The organism is Candidatus Dormiibacterota bacterium (assembly GCA_035544955.1).
In the GTDB taxonomy this organism is placed as follows: Bacteria; Chloroflexota; Dormibacteria; order CF-121; family CF-121; genus CF-13.
In genome coordinates, this window is the sequence record DASZZN010000041.1 from 15,278 (window position 1) to 33,743 (window position 18,466).

At 64.8% G+C, this 18,466-nt stretch carries 16 protein-coding genes; 8 read left to right on the top strand and 8 right to left on the bottom strand.

Going from position 1 to position 18,466, the window contains the following annotated elements:
• Position 1 precedes the first annotated feature (1 nt).
• Positions 2-1,000 carry a BMP family ABC transporter substrate-binding protein gene (locus VHK65_14790; protein ID HVS07411.1) on the top strand — a complete coding sequence of 333 codons (999 nt, stop codon included), beginning with the start codon at positions 2-4 and terminating at the stop codon, positions 998-1,000.
• On the opposite strand, the gene VHK65_14795 is transcribed toward VHK65_14790, so the two are convergent.
• The gene (locus VHK65_14795) at positions 997-2,148 is read right to left on the bottom strand and encodes an adenosylhomocysteinase (GenBank protein HVS07412.1); all 1,152 of its coding nucleotides are present in this window, start codon (positions 2,146-2,148) and stop codon (positions 997-999) included. The two genes, VHK65_14790 and VHK65_14795, sit on opposite strands and share 4 nt — an antisense overlap.
• Before the next feature lie 112 nt (positions 2,149-2,260).
• Here VHK65_14795 and VHK65_14800 point away from each other — a divergent pair, with 112 nt between their 5' ends.
• The 7 genes from VHK65_14800 (at position 2,261) to VHK65_14830 (ending at position 9,762) form a co-directional block, all read left to right on the top strand.
• Entirely contained in the window at positions 2,261-3,310 is a 1,050-nt protein-coding gene (locus tag VHK65_14800; GenBank protein ID HVS07413.1) for a BMP family ABC transporter substrate-binding protein, read from the top strand.
• Positions 3,311-3,378: 68 nt separating this feature from the next.
• Complete coding sequence (locus VHK65_14805) at positions 3,379-4,836, top strand: ABC transporter ATP-binding protein (GenBank protein ID HVS07414.1); 1,458 nt, start codon at positions 3,379-3,381, stop codon at positions 4,834-4,836.
• Positions 4,833-5,918 carry an ABC transporter permease gene (locus tag VHK65_14810; GenBank protein ID HVS07415.1) on the top strand — a complete coding sequence of 362 codons (1,086 nt, stop codon included), beginning with the start codon at positions 4,833-4,835 and terminating at the stop codon, positions 5,916-5,918. The genes VHK65_14805 and VHK65_14810 overlap by 4 nt, the downstream gene beginning before the upstream one ends.
• A gap of 29 nt (positions 5,919-5,947) precedes the next feature.
• Positions 5,948-6,850 carry an ABC transporter permease gene (locus VHK65_14815; protein HVS07416.1) on the top strand — a complete coding sequence of 301 codons (903 nt, stop codon included), beginning with the start codon at positions 5,948-5,950 and terminating at the stop codon, positions 6,848-6,850.
• A 30-nt stretch (positions 6,851-6,880) separates the two neighbouring features.
• On the top strand, positions 6,881-7,801 hold the full coding sequence (locus VHK65_14820) for a ribokinase (GenBank protein ID HVS07417.1): 921 nt from the start codon (positions 6,881-6,883) through the stop codon (positions 7,799-7,801).
• A 2-nt stretch (positions 7,802-7,803) separates the two neighbouring features.
• A complete protein-coding gene (locus VHK65_14825; GenBank protein HVS07418.1) occupies positions 7,804-8,751 on the top strand; it encodes a nucleoside hydrolase in 948 nt (315 codons plus the stop codon).
• A gap of 3 nt (positions 8,752-8,754) precedes the next feature.
• On the top strand, positions 8,755-9,762 hold the full coding sequence (locus VHK65_14830) for a BMP family ABC transporter substrate-binding protein (GenBank protein HVS07419.1): 1,008 nt from the start codon (positions 8,755-8,757) through the stop codon (positions 9,760-9,762).
• A gap of 51 nt (positions 9,763-9,813) precedes the next feature.
• Here the strand turns inward: VHK65_14830 and add are convergent, their stop codons facing one another.
• From add to VHK65_14865, 7 genes are all read right to left on the bottom strand, one after another.
• On the bottom strand, positions 9,814-10,860 hold the full coding sequence (gene add, locus VHK65_14835; protein HVS07420.1) for an adenosine deaminase: 1,047 nt from the start codon (positions 10,858-10,860) through the stop codon (positions 9,814-9,816).
• Positions 10,861-10,926: 66 nt separating this feature from the next.
• The gene (locus VHK65_14840) at positions 10,927-12,132 is read right to left on the bottom strand and encodes a DUF222 domain-containing protein (protein HVS07421.1); all 1,206 of its coding nucleotides are present in this window, start codon (positions 12,130-12,132) and stop codon (positions 10,927-10,929) included.
• Between the two features lie 79 nt (positions 12,133-12,211).
• A complete protein-coding gene (locus VHK65_14845; GenBank protein ID HVS07422.1) occupies positions 12,212-12,925 on the bottom strand; it encodes an HAD-IA family hydrolase in 714 nt (237 codons plus the stop codon).
• A gap of 152 nt (positions 12,926-13,077) precedes the next feature.
• The gene (locus VHK65_14850) at positions 13,078-14,940 is read right to left on the bottom strand and encodes a glycosyl hydrolase (GenBank protein ID HVS07423.1); all 1,863 of its coding nucleotides are present in this window, start codon (positions 14,938-14,940) and stop codon (positions 13,078-13,080) included.
• Positions 14,940-16,613, bottom strand: a complete 1,674-nt coding sequence (locus VHK65_14855) for a glucoamylase family protein (protein ID HVS07424.1) — start codon at positions 16,611-16,613, stop codon at positions 14,940-14,942. Before VHK65_14855 ends, VHK65_14850 begins: the two co-directional genes overlap by 1 nt.
• 13 nt (positions 16,614-16,626) lie before the next feature.
• Complete coding sequence (locus tag VHK65_14860; GenBank protein HVS07425.1) at positions 16,627-17,430, bottom strand: carbohydrate ABC transporter permease; 804 nt, start codon at positions 17,428-17,430, stop codon at positions 16,627-16,629.
• 95 nt (positions 17,431-17,525) lie between these two features.
• Positions 17,526-18,464, bottom strand: coding sequence for a sugar ABC transporter permease (locus tag VHK65_14865; GenBank protein ID HVS07426.1), 939 nt, complete (start codon positions 18,462-18,464; stop codon positions 17,526-17,528).
• Positions 18,465-18,466: the final 2 nt, after the last annotated feature.

Genomic DNA, 18,466 nt, shown 5'->3' on the forward strand with positions numbered 1-18,466 from the left:
CTTGCTGCTCGTCGTCTCGATGCTGCTGCTCGTGCAGGCGGGTGCCAGCGGGACCCGTCAGACGCTGGTCCCCTCCCCCAGCGGGACGCCAGGCTGCGCCCCGATGTTTCGCGTTGCCTTCGTGGCGGACGTCGCCGGGCTTCGGTCTTCTGTCGATGCCGCCGGTTGGCGGGGCGTCAACCAGGCCCTTCGCCAGATCGCGTGCGGCCGCGCCGAGCTGGCCTTACCGGGGCGTCCGTCCGAGTACCGGCGCATGTTGCAGGCGTATCCCGGATATGACCTGGTGATCGCGGGCAGCTTCTTGCTCACCGACCCGGTCGTCGACGTGGCCCGGGCCAATCCAACCCGGCACTTCTTGCTGGTCGATCCGATCGTGATGCCACCGGATGTGCCGAACCTGGCGGTTCTGACGTTTCGATCGGACCAGGCGGCGTTCCTCGCCGGCGCCCTGGCGGGCATGATGACCCAGACCGGCGTCGTCGCCGGTGTCTACGGTCCGCAGGGCACCATGGATGTCACCAACCGAGCGGGCTTCGAGCATGGCGCCCGCTATGCCAGGCCAGGCGTTCGGGTGCTCGGTGCCTACCAGCCGGCCGGCGGCGCGCCCTATGAAGATCCTGCCTGGGGTGCCGACCAGGCGCGGGCCTTCAGCCAGCAGCACGCCGACATCATCTTTGGCGCCGGTGGCACGACCGGCCAGGGGGCGTTGCTCGGCGCCACGCAATCGGGCGCCGCCTGCATCGACGCCGACATCGTCGCGTCCAGCGACCCGGGTTGCTTGCTGGCCAGCAGCACGAAATTCATCGATCGCGGCGTGCAGATGACACTGGAAGATGCGATCGCCGGGCCGTGGCGCAGCGGCCTGCGCTCCGTGGGCCTCGCGCAGGGCGCGGTCGGCGTGAGCCTGCGCGCCAGTCCGCGCCTGACGCCCGAGATTCAGGGGCGCGTGCAAACGATTGCGGACCTGCTGGCTTCCGGGCCGCTGTCAACCGATAGCTAACGATAGAGCTGCAGAAACGCCTCGGCCACCGCGGCGTTGATCGACGAGGGGACCGGTACCACGACGTCGTCGGGGCTGGTGCGCCCACGCGCGACGGCTTCCAGGCACCGCGCCTGGAGCGCAAATCCGAGGTCCATCGATTCAATCGAATTCCCGAGCGGCCTAGGCCCGCCCAGGTTCACCATGTGCCCTCCGGCCAGCAGATGAATCGCTCGCCCATCCGTGAGCACCAACGTCGTTACGCCATCCGGCCCGTCCTGGCGCTTCGCGACCCGCGGATCGGCCGCGATCCGTTCGACAGCGATCTCTGCGGGGAAATGCCCGGCGTTGATCAGGACGACCCGATCACGAAGAACATCGAGGTCCGCCTCGGTCACGACCCCCTCCGCGCCGGTGGCCGTGATGACGATCTCGGCCGTCCTGAGCCCCGCGTCGCGCTCCGGCACCCGGAACCCGTCGAAGCTGGCCTCCAGCCGCAAGACCGGATCCCGCTCGATTACGGACACCGTGGCGTATGCATTACGAAAGCTCGCGGCGATGCCCTTTCCGACGGACCCGTAGCCAAACACCAGGACGTTGCGCCCGTTCGGGGCCCGATTGGTAATTCTCAAGAACGACTCCAGGACGCTCTGGCCGACCGCATGCCGGTTTTCCGCGAACTGCTTGATCGGGCTGTCGTTGATCACGAGGATCGGACGCTTGAGTTGCGAGCGCAGCCCGGCGAGGCGCATGCGGCCGGAGGTCGTCTCCTCGGTGCCGCCCAGCAGCCGCTCATACGGGTTCCCCAGATAACGGACAAACAGGTCGCCGCCGTTGTCCAAAATCAAGTTCGGCTGGGCCCTCAGGACCTCGCCTAAACAGCGATCATGCTCGCGCTCATCGGTGGTCCGATCGCCGATCACCTGGACGCCGTTGGCCCTCAGATATTCGACGGCCTCGGGCTGTGTGCTATTGAGATTCCCGGTCGAAACGACCCCAGCGCCACCGGCTTTCAGTGTCAGCAGCAGCGCCACGGTCTTGGGCTCGAGGTGAATACCCGTGCCGATCGTCAGGTCTGAAAACGGCTGCGTTTTGGCGAAGTCCTCGGCGATCGCCCGGAGCAGCCGGCAGTTGCTTCGGACCCAGTCAATCCGTGATGTCATGGGCAGACATTAGCGATTCTTAGGCTGCTGGCAAACCGGCCGTGATCGTGAAAGAATATCCGTCGGTAAAACTCCACGGGCCCTGTCCGGCATTGGAGACAAAAAGGAGGGGAAGCGCGTGCGGAAGATTCTTATCCCGCTGGCAGTGGTTGGCGCCCTGGTCCTCGCGAGCTGCGGAAGCAGCGCACCGGCGGCGTCAAGCTGTTCGAAGACATTCAAGGTCGGGTTCGTCACCGACATCGGGAAGCTCGGCGACAAGGGCTTCAACGACGCGGGCTGGAAGGGGGTTCAGGACGCGACGGCCGACTCGAGCCTGTGTGTGCAGAGCAAGTTCCTGGAGTCCAAGCAACCCACCGACTACACGCCGAATATTCAGCAGTTCGTCGACCAGAAATACGACATGGTGGTCGCGGCCGGGTTCTTGCTCGGCGATGACACGCTGAAGGCCGCCAAGGCCAATCCGAACGTGAAGTTCTCGATCGTTGACTCGGCGGACTTCGCCGATCCAGTCGCACCGACGAACTTCACCGGGCTTCTCTTCAAGCAGGATCAGGGCGCATTCCTGGTTGGAGCCCTCGCGGCCCTGCTGTCGAAGACCAACCACATCGGCGGCGTCTACGGCCTCGACGTCCCGGCGGTCGTCCAATTCCGCAAGGGATACGAGAACGGCGCGAAGTACATCAACCCCACCATCAAGGTTGACGGTGTCTTCCACCCGGCGGCCGCTAACGCATTCGCCGACCCGGACTGGGGCAAGGCGCGCGCCCAGGACGAGTTGAGTGGCGGCGCCGACGTGATTTTCGCCGCCGGTGGCGCGACCGGCAACGGGGCGCTGCTCGCCGCCAAAGAGGCTAACAAGCCATGCATCGGGGTTGACGTTGACCAGTACTTCACCTACCCGGATGTCGATCCGTGCCTGGTCACCAGCGCCTTGAAGCAGATCTCGGTCGCCGTCAAGTCGATCATCACGAGCGCGGTGAAAAATCAGTGGCCAACCGGTGGCATCCAGAACTTCGACATCAAGAACGGTGGCGTCGGGCTGGCTCCCTACCATCAGTGGGACTCGAAAGTCACGGCCGATATCAAGACCAAGCTTCAGGACATCATGGCCAAACTCAAGGACGGCAGCCTGAGCACAGGAGCGGAGGGGCTCACCAAATACTCGTAAGCGCGTCACCGGCGCTGGAGCTTCGAGGGATCGTCAAGACGTTCCCGGGGCTCCGGGCGAATGACAACGTGGACCTGGTCATCGAGTGGGGCCAGGTCCACGCGCTTCTGGGCGAGAACGGCGCCGGCAAGACGACTCTCATGAATGTCGTCTACGGGCTGGTTCGCGCCGACAGCGGCGAGATCGTCTTTGATGGCCGCCCCGCCATCATCCATGGTCCGACGGACGCCATCGGGCTCGGCATCGGCATGGTGCACCAGCACTTCATGCTCATCCCACCGTTGACCGTTGCCGAGAACATCATCCTTGGGCATGAGACCGTTGGCCCCGCGGGCACGGTCGATCTCCAGGAGGCGCGGCAGAAGGTTACCGAGCTGGCCACCCGCTACGGTCTCGAGGTCGATCCGATGGCTCGGGTTTCGGACCTGTCAGTAGGCCTGCAGCAGCGGGTCGAGATCCTCAAGACGCTGTACCGCGGCGCACGGCTGCTGATCATGGATGAGCCCACGGCTGTTCTCACGCCGCAGGAGGCGCAGGGTCTCTTCGAGATCCTGCGCAGCCTGGCCAAAGAAGGCAAGGCGATCATTTTTATTACTCATAAACTCGGTGAAGTCATCGACATTGCCGATCAGATCACCGTCATGCGCCACGGGAAGGTCGTCGCCACCACGACGCCCGGCGAGTCGAGTCCCGCGGACCTGGCTCGGCTGATGGTCGGCCGGCCGGTCATGCTGCAGGTCGACAAGAGCCCGGCCCGTCCGGGAAAGCCGGTCATGCAGCTGCAGCAGCTAGTCATCGACGACGATCGTCACCATGTCGCCGTCGAAGGGGTCGACCTCGAGATCCGTTCCGGCGAGATCGTTGGTGTTGCCGGCGTCGAAGGGAACGGTCAGACAGAGCTGGTCGAGGCCCTGGTCGGACTACGCCAACCACGGTCGGGCAGGATCCTGCTCAACGGCCGCGATGTGACTCGGACCGGCGCACGGATGTTTATTGGCCTTGGCGTGGGCCACATTCCGGCCGATCGGCACCGCATGGGCATCGTGCTGGAACATTCGATTGCCGACAACCTGGTGCTCTCCACCTACGATCGGCCGCCCTTCGCCTCCGGGATCGTCCGCCAGCTGACTGCCGTGCTGAATTACGCGCGCAAACTGATCAAGTCATTCGACATTCGCGCCGGGTCGCCGGCGCAACCGGTCGGATCGTTGAGTGGCGGCAATCAACAGAAAGTCGTCGCCGCCCGCGAGCTTGGGCGCAATCCGAAGATCCTGGTTGCCAGTCAGCCGACGCGGGGCCTCGACGTCGGCTCGATCGAATTTATTCACAAGCAGATCGTTACGCAGCGCGATGCCGGGCTGGGCGTGCTGCTCGTCTCGTCGGAGCTGGACGAGGTCCTGTCACTGTCCGACCGAGTGGCCGTGATGTATCGCGGCCAAATCGTCGGCGTGCTCGAAGGCCAAGCCGCCGAGCGCGAAAAGATCGGCTTGATGATGGCGGGAGCCGCTGAGGCCGCGCGTCCATGAATCAGCGTTCTCGCCGGATCGCCTCAGCCGTCCTGCTTCCGGTGATCTCGGTCGTGGCCGGGTTCGTCGTGGCCGGCCTGGCCGTTGCGCTCAGCGGCGCCGATCCATGGCAATCGTTCTATGCCCTGTTCCAGGGCGCGTTTATCAATCCGCACGCGTTTCCCGACACCCTGGTCGCCACGACGCCTTATATTTTCCTGGGGCTGGGCGTTGCCCTTGGGTTTCGCGCCGGCCTCTTCAACATCGGCGCCGAAGGCCAGTTCTACATTGGCGCACTGTTCGGCGTCTTCATCGGGTATAGCCTGCATGGGCTGCCCGCGGTTGTGCATATTCTGCTGGCGCTGCTGGCGGGAATTCTTGGCGGCTTTCTCTGGGCGGCCGTCCCGGGCATCCTCAAGGCACGCTTCGGTGCCCATGAAGTGATCACCACGATCATGCTGAACTACGTCGCGTTTGCGCTGGTGAACTTCCTGATCAACAACGGCCCCATGGTCGACAAGACGTCGTCAGCGCCGCGGACGCCCTACATCGATCCCGCGGCGCAACTGCCGATTCTCGTGTCGGGCACGCGGCTGCACGCCGGGCTCTTACTCGCCCTACTGTCCATCCCCGTGGTCTGGTTCTTGCTGGATCGGACGACGATCGGCTTCAGGATACGAACCGTGGGGTTCAGCGCGACGGCGGCCCGTGCCGCCGGGATCTCGGTGGCATGGACCATCCTTGCCACGATGGGCATTTCGGGTGGCCTCGCCGGCCTCGCCGGCGCCGACGAAGTCCTCGGCGTCGCGCACTACATGCCGCCCAGTTTTTCGACCGGCTACGGCTTCGACGCCATCGCCGTGGCGCTGCTCGCCCGGAGTAACCCCTGGGCGATGCTTCCCGCAGCGTTTCTCTTTGGCGCCCTGAGCAGCGGGTCCAGATTTATGCAATTCCAGACACAGGTCAGTGCCGATGTCATTTCGGTCGTTGAAGCGACCGTCATCATGTTCATCGCCGCCCCGGTGCTCTTCCAATGGATCTTCCGGCTGCGTCGGACGCCCGCGCCGCCCGTCAAGCTCGCCAGTGAAGAGGGCGTGCTATAGACGTCATCGTCGGGCTCCTGGCCGCAACCTTGAACGAGGCGACGCCACTGACGCTGGCGGCGCTAGGCGGCGTCATCAGCGAACGCTCGGGCGTCGTGAATATCGCGCTCGAGGGGATGATGCTGATGAGCGCCTTTACCGGCTACGTGGCGGCGTTCCAGACCCACAATCTCTGGTTGGGGGTGCTCGCCGGGGTATTGACCGGCGTCGTGATCTCAGCCCTTCATGCCGCGCTCTCGATCAGCCTGATGGTCGATCAGATCGTCAGTGGCTTCGTGATCAATATTCTCGCGCTGGGCATCACGGGAGTATTTTTTAAAGGCTTTCTGCAAGAGGCGTCCGTTGCGGGACCTGGTGTTCTGCCAACCTGGCACATTCCGTTGCTCTCCAGCATCCCGGTGATTGGCCCTATCTTGTTCGTGCACCAACCAATTACCTACGCGATGCTGATCGCGATCGTGCTGGTGCAATTCTTGCTCTTCCGGACCGTGTGGGGCCTTCGAACGCGGGCCGTCGGGGAGCATCCGTTGGCCGCCGACACGGTCGGCATCAATGTCTATCGTGTACGTTATCTCGCTGTCATCCTGAGCGGCGGCCTGGCCGGGCTGGGCGGGACGTATTTTTCTTTACAACAGATTGGGCAATTTCTACCCAACATGACCGGCGGCCGGGGGTTCATCGCACTGGCAGCGATGATCTTTGGCAAGTGGAAGCCGCTGGGCGCCTTCTACGCCTGCCTACTCTTTGCGGGCGCCGAGGCATTCGCCGGCCAGATCCAGATCTGGGGATGGCATATCCCGGTTGTGGGATGGCCGATACCGTTTCAGTTCCTGGGCATGCTGCCGTATTTGCTGACCATCATCGTGGTGGCGGGAGCCATGGGGCGCGCCGTGGCCCCGGCGGCGGATGGCAAGCCCTACCGGAAGGCATAGGCCTCGGTCGCGTCCTGGCGGGCTTGATTGATGGCCAGAATTGTCGTCCTGGGCAGCCTCAACGTGGACCTGGTTGTGACCGTCCGGCGTTTGCCACAGCCCGGCGAGACGGTTCTGGGCGACCGGCTTGGCAGCCATCCGGGTGGCAAGGGCGCGAACCAGGCCGTCGCCGCAGCTCGCCTCGGCGGCCAGGTGGCGATGATCGGTCGCGTGGGCAACGATAGCTTCGGCGCGGAACTGATCGAGAATCTAAAGTCAAATCGCGTGGACTCGTCGGGTGTCGAGCGTGATCCGGCGGCGCCGACCGGTGCCGCCTTGATCTACGTCGAGGCCGGCGGTCAAAACATGATCGCGGTCGCCCCGGGCGCCAACGGCGCCCTCGGCCCGATGGACGCTCAACGCGCCGTCTCGAGGCTCGTGGCGGGCGACGTCCTTGTCTTGCAGCTCGAGGTCCCCATCAGCGTCATCGAACACGCGGCCACCGTCGCCCGCCGGGCCGGGGCTTTTGTCTTGCTCAATGCCGCGCCCGCCCAGCGGCTCGAGCCGGGGCTCTTGAGTCAGCTGGACGCGCTCGTCGTCAACGAACGCGAGGCCAGCGCGTTCGTCGATCGTGACGACCCGTCAACCATGGCGGCAGCATTACGGACCCTAGGCCCGAAGCTCGTGATCGTGACGCTCGGGCCATCCGGCAGCGTCTTCTGCGACGAGACCGGCGTGCATCGCGTCGAGCCTTTTGACGTCGAGTCGATCGACAGTACCGGGGCCGGTGACGCCTTCATGGGCGCGCTTGCGGTCGGAATCGCCCGTAGGCTCCCCACAGCCGCCGCGGTTCGCTTCGCGAACGCTGCCGGTGCGGCGGCCACCAGCTCGGTCGGGGCCCAGGCGGCGCTGCCCCGGCTGGATGACCTGAGGCGGCGTTTTGGTCTCGACCTGTCATCCTCTGAGCAGTAACAATGCCTAGAAAGGTAATCCTGGATTGCGACCCAGGCCACGATGACGCCATGGCGATCTTGCTCGCGCACGGCAATCCGGAGATCGAGCTGCTGGCCATCACCACGGTCGCTGGTAATCAGACCGTTGACAAGACGAGCCTCAATGCGCGCCGGGTCTGTTCCGTCGCTGGCATTCACGTGCCGATTGCCGCCGGCTGCGACCGGCCTCTTACTCGCGTACTGAAAACGGCGGCTTATATTCATGGCGAATCCGGGCTCGACGGGCCGGCGTTTGGCGAACCGACGGTGCCGCTCGACGGGCGGCACGCCGTGGACTTATTGATCGAATTATTGATGTCCTCGAGTGGCGACATCACGCTGGTGCCGACCGCGCCGCTGACGAACATCGCCGTGGCCGTCCGCAAAGAGCCACGCATCGTCAAGAAAGTCAAAGAGATCGTCCTCATGGGTGGTGCCTACACAAGGGGCAATACGACACCAGCCGCTGAATTTAATATCGCCGTGGATCCCGAGGCGGCCGCGATTGTTTTCACGGCCGGCTGGCCATTGACGATGGTCGGCCTGGACTTGACGCACCAGGCGCTGGCCACCCCAGCCGTCCTGCAACGGATCGCCGCCCTCGGCACGCCAATATCAAAAATCGCTGTCCAGCTCATGGAGTTCTTTCGCGAGACGTACCGGCGCAATGCCGGCTTCGATTCACCGCCGGTGCACGATCCGTGCGCCGTTGCCCGGGTCATCGATCCAAACGTCATGACCTGCGTCGACGCCTTCGTCGCGATCGAGACCCGCGGTGAATTCACGTCCGGCATGACGGTGACGGACTTCTCTGGGCGTTTGGGCCAGCCGAACGCGAAAGTCCCGACGCAGCTCGACGTGGCCAAGTTCTGGAATCTTATGGTCGACGCGATCGAGCGAATCGGCGCGTCCGACGTCCAGGCGTCCTGACCCGTGTCCCGTCGCGCGGCCGTGCTGATGATTTCTCTCATGCTCGCGGCCTGCGGCGGGCCAAATGCAGCCCCCGACACGGCTCGAACGCACGTCTGCATCGCGACCAACTCCGACGGGCCTGCGCCGCATACGTTCAACCAGCTGGCGATCGACGGCGCCCGCGGCACCGGCGCAGCCGTCCAGGTGATCACCTCGAAGACAACGACGGAGTATTTATCTGCGCTACAACGCTGTGTTGCCGCCAAGCCGGAATTGATTATTGCCGTGTCGATCGACATGGCGAGCGCCGTCTGGCACGCGGCGCAGGTGAATACGAAGCAAAAGTTTGCGCTGGTCGACGCGATGCCCGTCGACGACAACAGCCAGGAGGTCACCCTGAGCAACGTTAACGGGCTGCTCTTCAATGAACAGGAGCCGGCCTACCTGGTCGGCGCCATGGCGGGCTTGATGGAAAAAGAGAAAATCGGCAATGCCAGCCACAACGTCCTGGGGGTACTCGGCTCGAACCACGGGCCCGGTGTCGATCCCTATATCGCCGGCTTCGTCACAGGTGCCCGCGACGCCGATCCGAGCGTGGTCTTCAAAATTGCGTACTCCGACTCGCAGGACACGGCATTCTGCAAGCAGCTGGGGATCACCCAGATCTCGGCGGGAGCCGATCTTCTCTTTGAAGTCACAGGCCGCTGCGCCTCCGGCTACATCGATGCCGCCTACGACGCCTCGGGCTATGCGATCGGCTCGAACAACGACCAGGCGTTCGTCAGCCCCGCGGTTATCACCAGCGCGTTGAAGCGCGTCGATCGGGCCGTTGCGCTGACGATCCAGCGGCTGCAAAACGGACAGTTTAGACCTGGCAAGCAGGTGTTCTCCCTGCAGGAAGATGCCACCGGCTTCAGCACGCCCAGCAGCGTCGTCCCCCAGGACATCGTCAACCAGGTCCTCGATCTGCGCACGAAGATCCGCAACGGCAGCATCACGCCACCGGACGTCGTCCCGCCGGGTGTCTAATTGGCCGGAGGAACTCCTTCCCCCCTCGGGGGGAGGGTCGGGTGGGGGTTTCTAGCCCGACGTCGGCGTCGCTGGACGTAGTTTCGCCATCGCGTCGACGAACTCGCGGCGAAGCGGGGCACGGGTGACTTCGTCGCCGAAGCCGCCATCGAGCGCCTGCAGGTTCATCGCGGATATCTCCTCGGGTGAGCAGCCCAACGCATGAGAGACTGTCTGATATTCCTGCGTCAACGTCACGTTAGATACGGTCCGCGAGTCCGTGCTGATCGTGACTTTGATGCCCTGCTCGTAAAAGCGCCTCAACGGATGATCCTCGAGTCGCTGCACAGCTTTCGTCTGCGCGTTGCTCGTTGGCGCCATGTCGAGTTGCACACCGTTTTCTTTGATCATGGCGATGACTTCCGCGTCTTCCTGGGCTCGCACGCCGTGCCCGAGGCGCACGGCTCCCATCGAGATCGCCTGACGGACGCTTTCGGGCCCGGCGGCTTCCCCGGCATGAATCGTGATGTTCAAGCCCAGTGATCGGGCGACGCGGAACGCGTCTTCGTGCAGGATCGGTGGATGGCCCGCCTCGTCGCCGGCCAGGTCGAATCCGACGACCCCCTCGCCCACGTATCGACCAGCGATCTGCGCGAGCGACACGTTCTGGGCCGGCGGCATGTCCCGCAGCGCCGTTACGATCACGCCACCCTCGAGCCCGAACGCTTTCTTACCGGCGGTCCAGCCGCTCAGCACCGCCCGAATCACGTCCGTGAGCGACAGACCCTGCTGGACGTGCAGCCACGGCCCGTATCGGATCTCGGCATATCGCACGTTATCGTTCTTCAGATCTTCGCAGAGCTCGTACGTGGCCCGCTCGAGCGCCGGCACCGTCTGTAGGACCGCGATCGGCAACTCGAAGTAGGCGATGTACTCAACGAGGGACGCCGTACGGTCGGTGGCCTCGAGAAAGTCCCTGAGCTTTCCGACATCCTGTGTCGGCAGAAGAACGCCACCTTGCTTAGCCAGCTCCAGGACAGTCTGGGGACGCACAGAACCGTCGAGGTGGAGATGCAGCTCGGCCTTAGGAATCGCCTGAAAGTAGGAGGCATCGTCCATCGAAGATTCCGCCGTATGCTACCAGCCGCCTCTGGCCCGCGCCTGACGATCGCTCTCGCTCGCGATTCAGGCTGATCGCGCGCTGGGTATCACCGGCCGCGGCGGTGGGATCGCGGAGAATTGAGCGTCCTTGTGGCGGACCAGCCGCCAGCCCTCTTCATGGACCCCGCGGTGGTGCGGCCGGCATAAGAGGGCCAGGTTGGGCAGCGCCGTCGCGCCGCCCCGCGTCCACCACACCAGGTGATGCCCATCACACCAGATCGGCGGCCGCGTACAGCCGGGAAAGACACAGTGCCGGTCGCGCGCTTCGAGCGCGCGCCGGGTCGACGCCGGGACCGTTCGGCTGGCGTGGTTGAGCTCCTGGTCCAGCTCGCCCTGGCCGGTGATCCGGATGATCGCACTGTCGCAGGCGTAGCGCTGAACGGTCTCCGCCGGCACGGTGCCGCCGCCATCCAGCTCACCCGCCGGCGCGCCCGGCGTCCCCGCCAGCGTGTCGAGGCTGGCGCGAATGATCAATTGCGGCCGCGGGCCGGCGCCAGTGCGCTTGCCGCCCGACCCACCCTGGCGGCCGAGTTCCACGAGCGCGTCGGCGCTACGCTGCCCATAGCTGCGCGCGTCATCCTTGACCGGCGTCATGAATTTCTGCAGGGCGCCGCGGAGCGTCGCGCCGCCCTCGGCATCGAGCACGCCATCGAGCCGCACCATGCCGTCCTGCGGCTCGCTGATGTGGAAGTACCGCCGCTGGTACGCGTGGTTCGCTTCGGCGAGGGCCCCCGCCGCGTCGACTCGGTGCTCGAAATTCTTCGCCACGCCGACGAACTGGCCCGGGTCCATGCTGCGGGCGGCATCGAGTAGGCTGGCCTCTTCTCTGCGCACCGCGGCGGCGCCGACGTGCTCCGCGGCGCGGGCCATGACGACCGCATGCTGGTAACCGAGGTCGCCGTTTGCGAAGGCCGCCTCCGTCTTGGGGAGCTGCTCCAGCTGGCGGGCGATCTCGACCCGCTCCAGCGCCGCGCCGCCGGAGAGCTTGCACTTCCAGCGCAGCCACGCCGTCAGCGAGAGGGCGCCATCGGCCTTGTACTCGCCCGACTTGTCGAAGCGGCGCACGCCATCGGCGAAGACCGACTCAGACCGGTCGATGACGCCGCGGATTTCAATCAGCGGCTCGCCGAGCGAGGCGTCGTCCTGGGCGCTCAGCCAGCCCAGCAGATCGTCCAGGGCGGCCTTGATCCGTGCGAGCGGAGTCCCCGATCGATCGCCTGCCGCGCCCATGCTTCCATCGTGCAGCACAGGTGCGACAGCTGTCTGTCAATCACCCAGAGACCACAATACTTACCGCACCGAGCAGTCGCTACGCGGCGCGCTTGTGGCCGTTGCCAGTCAGCACCAGGCCCAGCATCTCGGACGGCCGCGTCGCCCACAGTCGGTGCCGGCGGAACGCCGCCCGAAGCTCCGGCGTCAGTCCCCAGGCGGCGAGCACGGTGCGCACCCGGGCAGCCCTGCCGGTCATAAGGTCCACCATACTGTCGCCGACGTACACCGCGTTCGAGCGCGACAATCCCAGGTGGCCAATGGCCGCCAGCAATGGGTCCGGCGCCGGCTTGGGCGGCGTCACATCCTCGAAGCCGATCACGACGCCGAAGAATCCCCGCAGGCCGCACGCCTCGAGCTCCGCCTCGATCAGCGCCCGCCGCTTACAGGAGACGACGCCCAGCGGCGAACCGGCTTGATGAAGCTTCCGGACGAGGGTCGGGATGCCGCGGAACACGCGCGCATGGCCGAGCCTCGAATCCACCGAGCGATACGTCGCAACCAGCTCCTCCCACATGTGTGGCGCGACGATCTTCATCTGCTCCGGCAGGGGCAGGCCTCGGTTCTGCCGGAAGAGCTGGCGCGCGCCCTCGTCCAGGCGATGCGTCCGCATCACGTGCGCGAACGCCTCCTCGATCAGTGGATAGCTGTCAACCAGCGTGCCGTCGAAGTCGAAGATCAGGCCCCGCGCACGGCCATTGTGGCCGGCGGAGGGCGTAAGGGGTCGAAGAAGAGACTCTGGTTCGGTTGCCACGTGTCATCAACATCCCTCGGGTAGGCTGGGCGCGCTCCCCCGGGTGCTGCGCTGTCGACGAATCGACCCTTCCCAACAAAATTATGCCAGTCGTATAACGTCGCCGTCCACCATTCCTCTCGGAAACCGGGACTGGCCAAACGCCCGTTCGCTCAGGTCTCAGGAACCAGCTGGATAAGGGACGCACCCGGCATTGGCAGCGGAAACTCCAGGACGGCGTTCCCGCGCTCCGCGGCCACCATCCCAGGCGGCACGAGGGCGTCCAACCGGTCCGCCTGCCGAAGCCTCGCCCAGCTTTGCGCGTCCGGCCAGTCGGGCGAGCCGGCCGCCGGCCAATGGCGTGCGATATTGGAATGTTCCCGATCGAGCCGCCAGTGCTCCCTGCGGTAACGGGCCGCGCCGAGACCAGAGAACCGCAGCCTCACATTTCGATCCAGCAGCGCGGCGCCGTCCTGCTTGCTCTGGTCCAGGGTGCCGTTCCAGACGACTGCGTGAATGGCACCGTCCGGACTCGACGTGGCGATGGCCTGGACCAGTGATTCCGCTCCGTCGCCGTTGACGTCGACGACCAGCCGATCACGACCCAGCATCTCGAGCATTCGCAGCGCCCAGTAGCGTGGCTTGCGCAGGTTGCCGACCGCCAGCAGGCCGAACCCCCCGTGTAGCAACCGCGGCGGCCGGCCGAGTTCCTCGAAGTGATCCGAGATGACCCAATACGCCAGATGCTCGGCGCGATCCATGGCCGAAAACATGCCGTGCAGGACAAACGGCCCACCCAGCACAGAATCGTTGATCGGCGCGAAGTGCCGAGGACTAACCCCCCATTCTGTCCACCACACCGGCCGGGGTCCGAGCCCGACGTCCATGGCCGTTGCCGCCACATCGAGCGGGAGATTCCCGTACGTATGGGTCGCGAGGAAATCGACGGCGGCGCCCGACTCGATCACGTGGGCGGCGAAATCGGCGATCCAGCCGGCGGCCGCGGTTGCCGGTCCCCCCACCTTGAGGCGCGCATCGACGGCCTTGATGGCGGCGGCCGCCTCGTCATAGAGTCGGAAATACTCCTGCCGGCTGCTGCTCCAGAAGACCTCGAGGTTGGGTTCATTCCAGACCTCGAACCCCCAGTCGGCGACCTCGGCGATGCCGTAGCGATCTACCAGATGTTGCGCGAGCGCGCCCACCAGGCCGCGCCACCGACCCCAGTCCTTCGGCGGCGAGATGATGGCACGGTAGTCAAAGACCGTCGCGCGCGGATCCCGAGCCAGCGCCCTCGGCATGAAGGAGAGTTCGACGACCGGGCGGAGTCCAAGAGCGAGAAGCCGATCGTAGACGCGGTCGACGCCAGCGAAGTCATAAGCGGGCCTGCCATCGGGTTCTGAATACACGCCAAGATCATCCATCAGGATGCCGTGCGCCCGAACGCGATTGACGCCGAGCTCCTCATGGGCTATGCGAAACGCCTGCGCGAACTCCTCGCCGACATCGAAGCCATCATCATTGCGACCGTAGAAGAGCTGCGTCAGATGTTCCGAGCCGACCATGTGCCAGGGCCGGACCAGCGGACGCAGCACCGCACCCGCATGAACAGTGACCTCAACCGCGCCGGGCCTGGTCGTCGCTTTGGCCCGCACCCCCGGCGACAACGGTCCGTGCGTGCCGTCCGCCGAGGTCAGCGACGCCACGGCGTACCAGGCGTCGACACCCGGACGTCCCGTGGTGTCGGCATAACATGGTCCCGGCACGGCGAGCACGTCTCCCCCACCGTGATCGATCGTCGTAAAGGGGCCATCCGGACGTTCCGACCGCTGCACCACATAGCCGGCGGCGCCCTTCACCAGCGACCAGCGCAGGGTTACCTGTCCCCCACCGGCCTCGGCGCGAACATCGTCAGGTGCCAGCAGCTCCTCGGCAATCGCTGCCGCGACCGAATCGCGGCGATGCCCGACCCGCCGTTCCCAATCGAGGCGGGCGGCCGCCTCCCGTTGCTTGGGAGGCGGCTGGCCCGAAGTCGACATCAGTCGTTGTTGCGCGATGCGATGGAGAATGTCTCCATCGAAAGGTACATACGCGCCGCCCACGCGACCGGGTCGTGAGCGAAGTGTTGCTGCATCTCACGGTTCTGTAGTGCATTGTCCAGTGCGGCCATGATCATCGAGTGGTCGAGCACCAGGATCCGATGGCCGACCGAGCCGGTCACGGGGTTGACGGCATCGAAGAAACCGTTGGCCCCGTACACCCCGGGATAGCGCTGACGCAGGGCCTTAATGTTGCCGTAGGCCTGCTGGGCCGCGACATCCAGGGCAAGAAATGACGCGTGCGGCGTAACCACGTCCTCGGTTGCGCAGCCGTGGCACTGGGACAACCCGCTGCTCGGGTGGCTGGCGTTGGCCCCGAACCCGTAGTAGGGGAAAGTCAGGCCCTCGACCCCGAAGCCGCCATAGCCGCCACTGTCGTCTGCGGTGCTGGACGGCGACATGCCCCAGACCGGGTAGTGGAGCTGCTGGGTTGCGTACCTGATGGCTACCTGTGGAGTCCGCACGTCCGCAAGACCGAAGCTGTTTGGCCCCCAGGTGGTCTCCGGGACGACCTCATTTGCCATCAGGCCCTCGAACATCCCGCCGGCAAACGTGGGGATGAAGGTAAGATTCGCGCCCGGATAGGTGTAGTGGCCTTCCCAGACGTCGAATTTCTTGCCCGACTGGGGATCGCGGTAGACCGTCCAGTAGCCGCCGTGCGGCCACTGCCCTTGCCATGAGAAGTCGGGGTCAGTCGCCTGGCATTCGGGATGCGGAGCCTTCGGCGGTAGCACCCGCCAGCTGCGCCACCAAACGTCGCCGGGCATCTGGTGCAGTCCCATCCCAATGTACGCCGAGATTCGCGGATCACTGTAGAAGGCGCCGTTATGGTAGTAGTGCGGGCCGTTGCTGCCCACGTCCGGTGGAAGCCCGACATAATAGCCACCGTACATCTGGCCGGTGGGTTGATTGCCAACGGCGGGGTTGACGTTGCATCTCGTCTGTGGACGACCGTCATAGAAGAGCCCGAAGTCCATCGGCGCGATCAGCTGGTCGACCTGGCGCCGCAGGCTCGGTAGCGCACTGCGGGCGATGATCAGACCGGATGCGTACCAGCCATTGTCGACGTTGGAAATGAAGTAGCAGTTATCGAATACCGGGTTGGGCTCGGCCGAGCAATCCGATTGACCCGGGTTCAGGATCACGTTCCCGGTCGTGGTGTCGTACCACTGGTAAAGAAATCCGTGATCGCGTTTTAGCGTGGCGACTTCGGTCAGGGTGGCCGAGATCTCCTTCGTCGCCTCACGCTTGCTGATCAGTCCGAGGTCATGGGCCGCCACGACCGCCCACAGGTACACTCCGATGTTGGCCGCCGAGGTGTACCGGCCATAACTGGTTGGTGTAGGCGAACCCCCCGCGTAAGTGAGGTTGTCCATCGGCAGATGGGTCTGGGGGTCGACGTCCTTGGCGTAGAACTTCCAGGTATCGCGCGCGATCGCCATCAGCGTCTTGCGCTGCTGCTCGCTCAACCCATTACAGTCTTGCCCCTGGTGGTCGCCCTGGCAATTGGACTGTCCCTGGTCACCCGGACCGGCTGCCGCCGCGGGCGACGCGAAGGCGGCGGCCAGCAGGACAATCGAGAAAAGCACACCGAAGACGCGCGTACGAACCATGCTTGATTCCTCCTTAACCCTTGAGGCCGGTTGTCGCGATGCCCTGCTGCACGAACCGCTGCAGCAGCAAGAAAACCAAAAGCACGGGAGCGATCAGTACGACCGAGCCTGCCATCAGCATGCCGTAGTCGATCGCGTTCTGCCCGATCGAGAAGGTCGCAACCGCGACCGGCAGCGTGTACATCGAGTCGCTTGTCGCGATGATCAGCGGCCACAGGAAGTTGTTCCAGCTGCCGAGGAATGTCAGGATGCCCAGCGTCGCCAGCGGCGCGCCTAGGAGCGGGAGCACGACCCGCCGGAAGACCGTGAACTCACCGGCGCCGTCCATGCGCGCCGCCTCCAGGAGCTCGTCGGGGATGCCCTGGATGAACTGGCGCATCAGGAAGACGCCGAACGCCTGGGCGGCGAACGGCAGGATCAGCCCGGCGTAGCTGTTGACGAAACCCAGGTTGCTCATCAGCACAAAGAGTGGAACCAGGTAGACCGTCTGCGGCACCATGATGGTCGCCAGCACGATCAGGAAGACCGCGCTCTTCCCACGAAAGCGCAGTTTGGCCAGCGCGTAGCCGATCATCGAGCAGAACAGCAGGTTCGACGCGACCACGATGGTGGCCACGATCACCGAGTTGACGAAGTACTGTGGGAAGTTCAGCTTGGTGAAGATCGTCGTGTAGTTGTCGAGGGTAAACGTCTGCGGGATCCAGGTCGGTGGCACGTGATGGAGCTCAGCGGACGTCTTGACCGAGCTGGCGACCATCCAGAGGAAGGGACCGACCAGCAAGACCAGGCCGATCAGTAACACGGCATACACCCACAAGGAATTACCCTCGCGACGGCCACCACGTGACGGACGCTGCTCGGGTCTGGCCTGGGTGACTACAGGAATGGCTGAGCGGACGGGGGCTGCCACACTCATGTGTCGCTCCTCAACAGCCGGAACTGGATGAGGGTGACCGCCGCGATGACGACGAACAGCGTGTAGGCCATGGCGCTCGCGTAGCCCTGGTGGAAGAAGTTGAAGCCCTGCTGGTAGACGTACATCGAAATCGGCCGCGTCTTGTTCAGCGGGCCGCCTTGCGTCATGACGAAGGGCTCCTCGAAGACCTGCAGGAACCCGATGGTGGTGACCACGGTAAGAAGCAGCGTCGTCGGCTTCAGCATCGGCAGCGTGATGCTGCGGAATTCCTGCCAGCGGTTGGCGCCATCGATGCGGGCCGCCTCGTAGAGGTCGTTCGGGATGCCCTGGAGGCCCGCCAGGAAGATGATCATCGCATTGCCGAAGTTGCGCCAGACCATCAGGGCGACGATGATCCCCACGGCGAGGGTGGGATTGCCTAGCCAGTCGGGTCCTGCGATGCCGAAGGTATGCAAGAGGCCGTTCACGAGGCCGAAGTCGGTATTGAACAGGAAGCGCCAGATGACCGCGATCGCCACGATGCTCGACACAACCGGCAGGTAATAGCCAACCCGGAAGACCGCCCGGAAGCGGCTGATCCCGCGATTGAGCGCGACCGCAGCCGCCAGCCCAACTGCCAGGTTCAAGACGGTGCCGAACACGACGAAGATGGTGGTAGTCAAAGCCGCCTGCAGGAAGTTCGGGTCATGCAGGAGCCTGGCGTAGTTGCCCAACCCGATGAAGTGCGCGGAGAACGGGTCGACGAGGTTGCCGAGGCTGAAGTCCGTGAAGCTCAGGATGGCCGAGGCAAGAATGGGCAGCGCCAGGAACGCGAGAAAGATCAGCAGGAACGGCGCCGAGAAGGCCCACCCGGTGAGGGCCTCCTTGAGCCACCCGCGCCTGGCGGCTGGCCGCGCCCGCGGAACGGACGCGACCAGCGCTTGTTGGGCGCTCATCG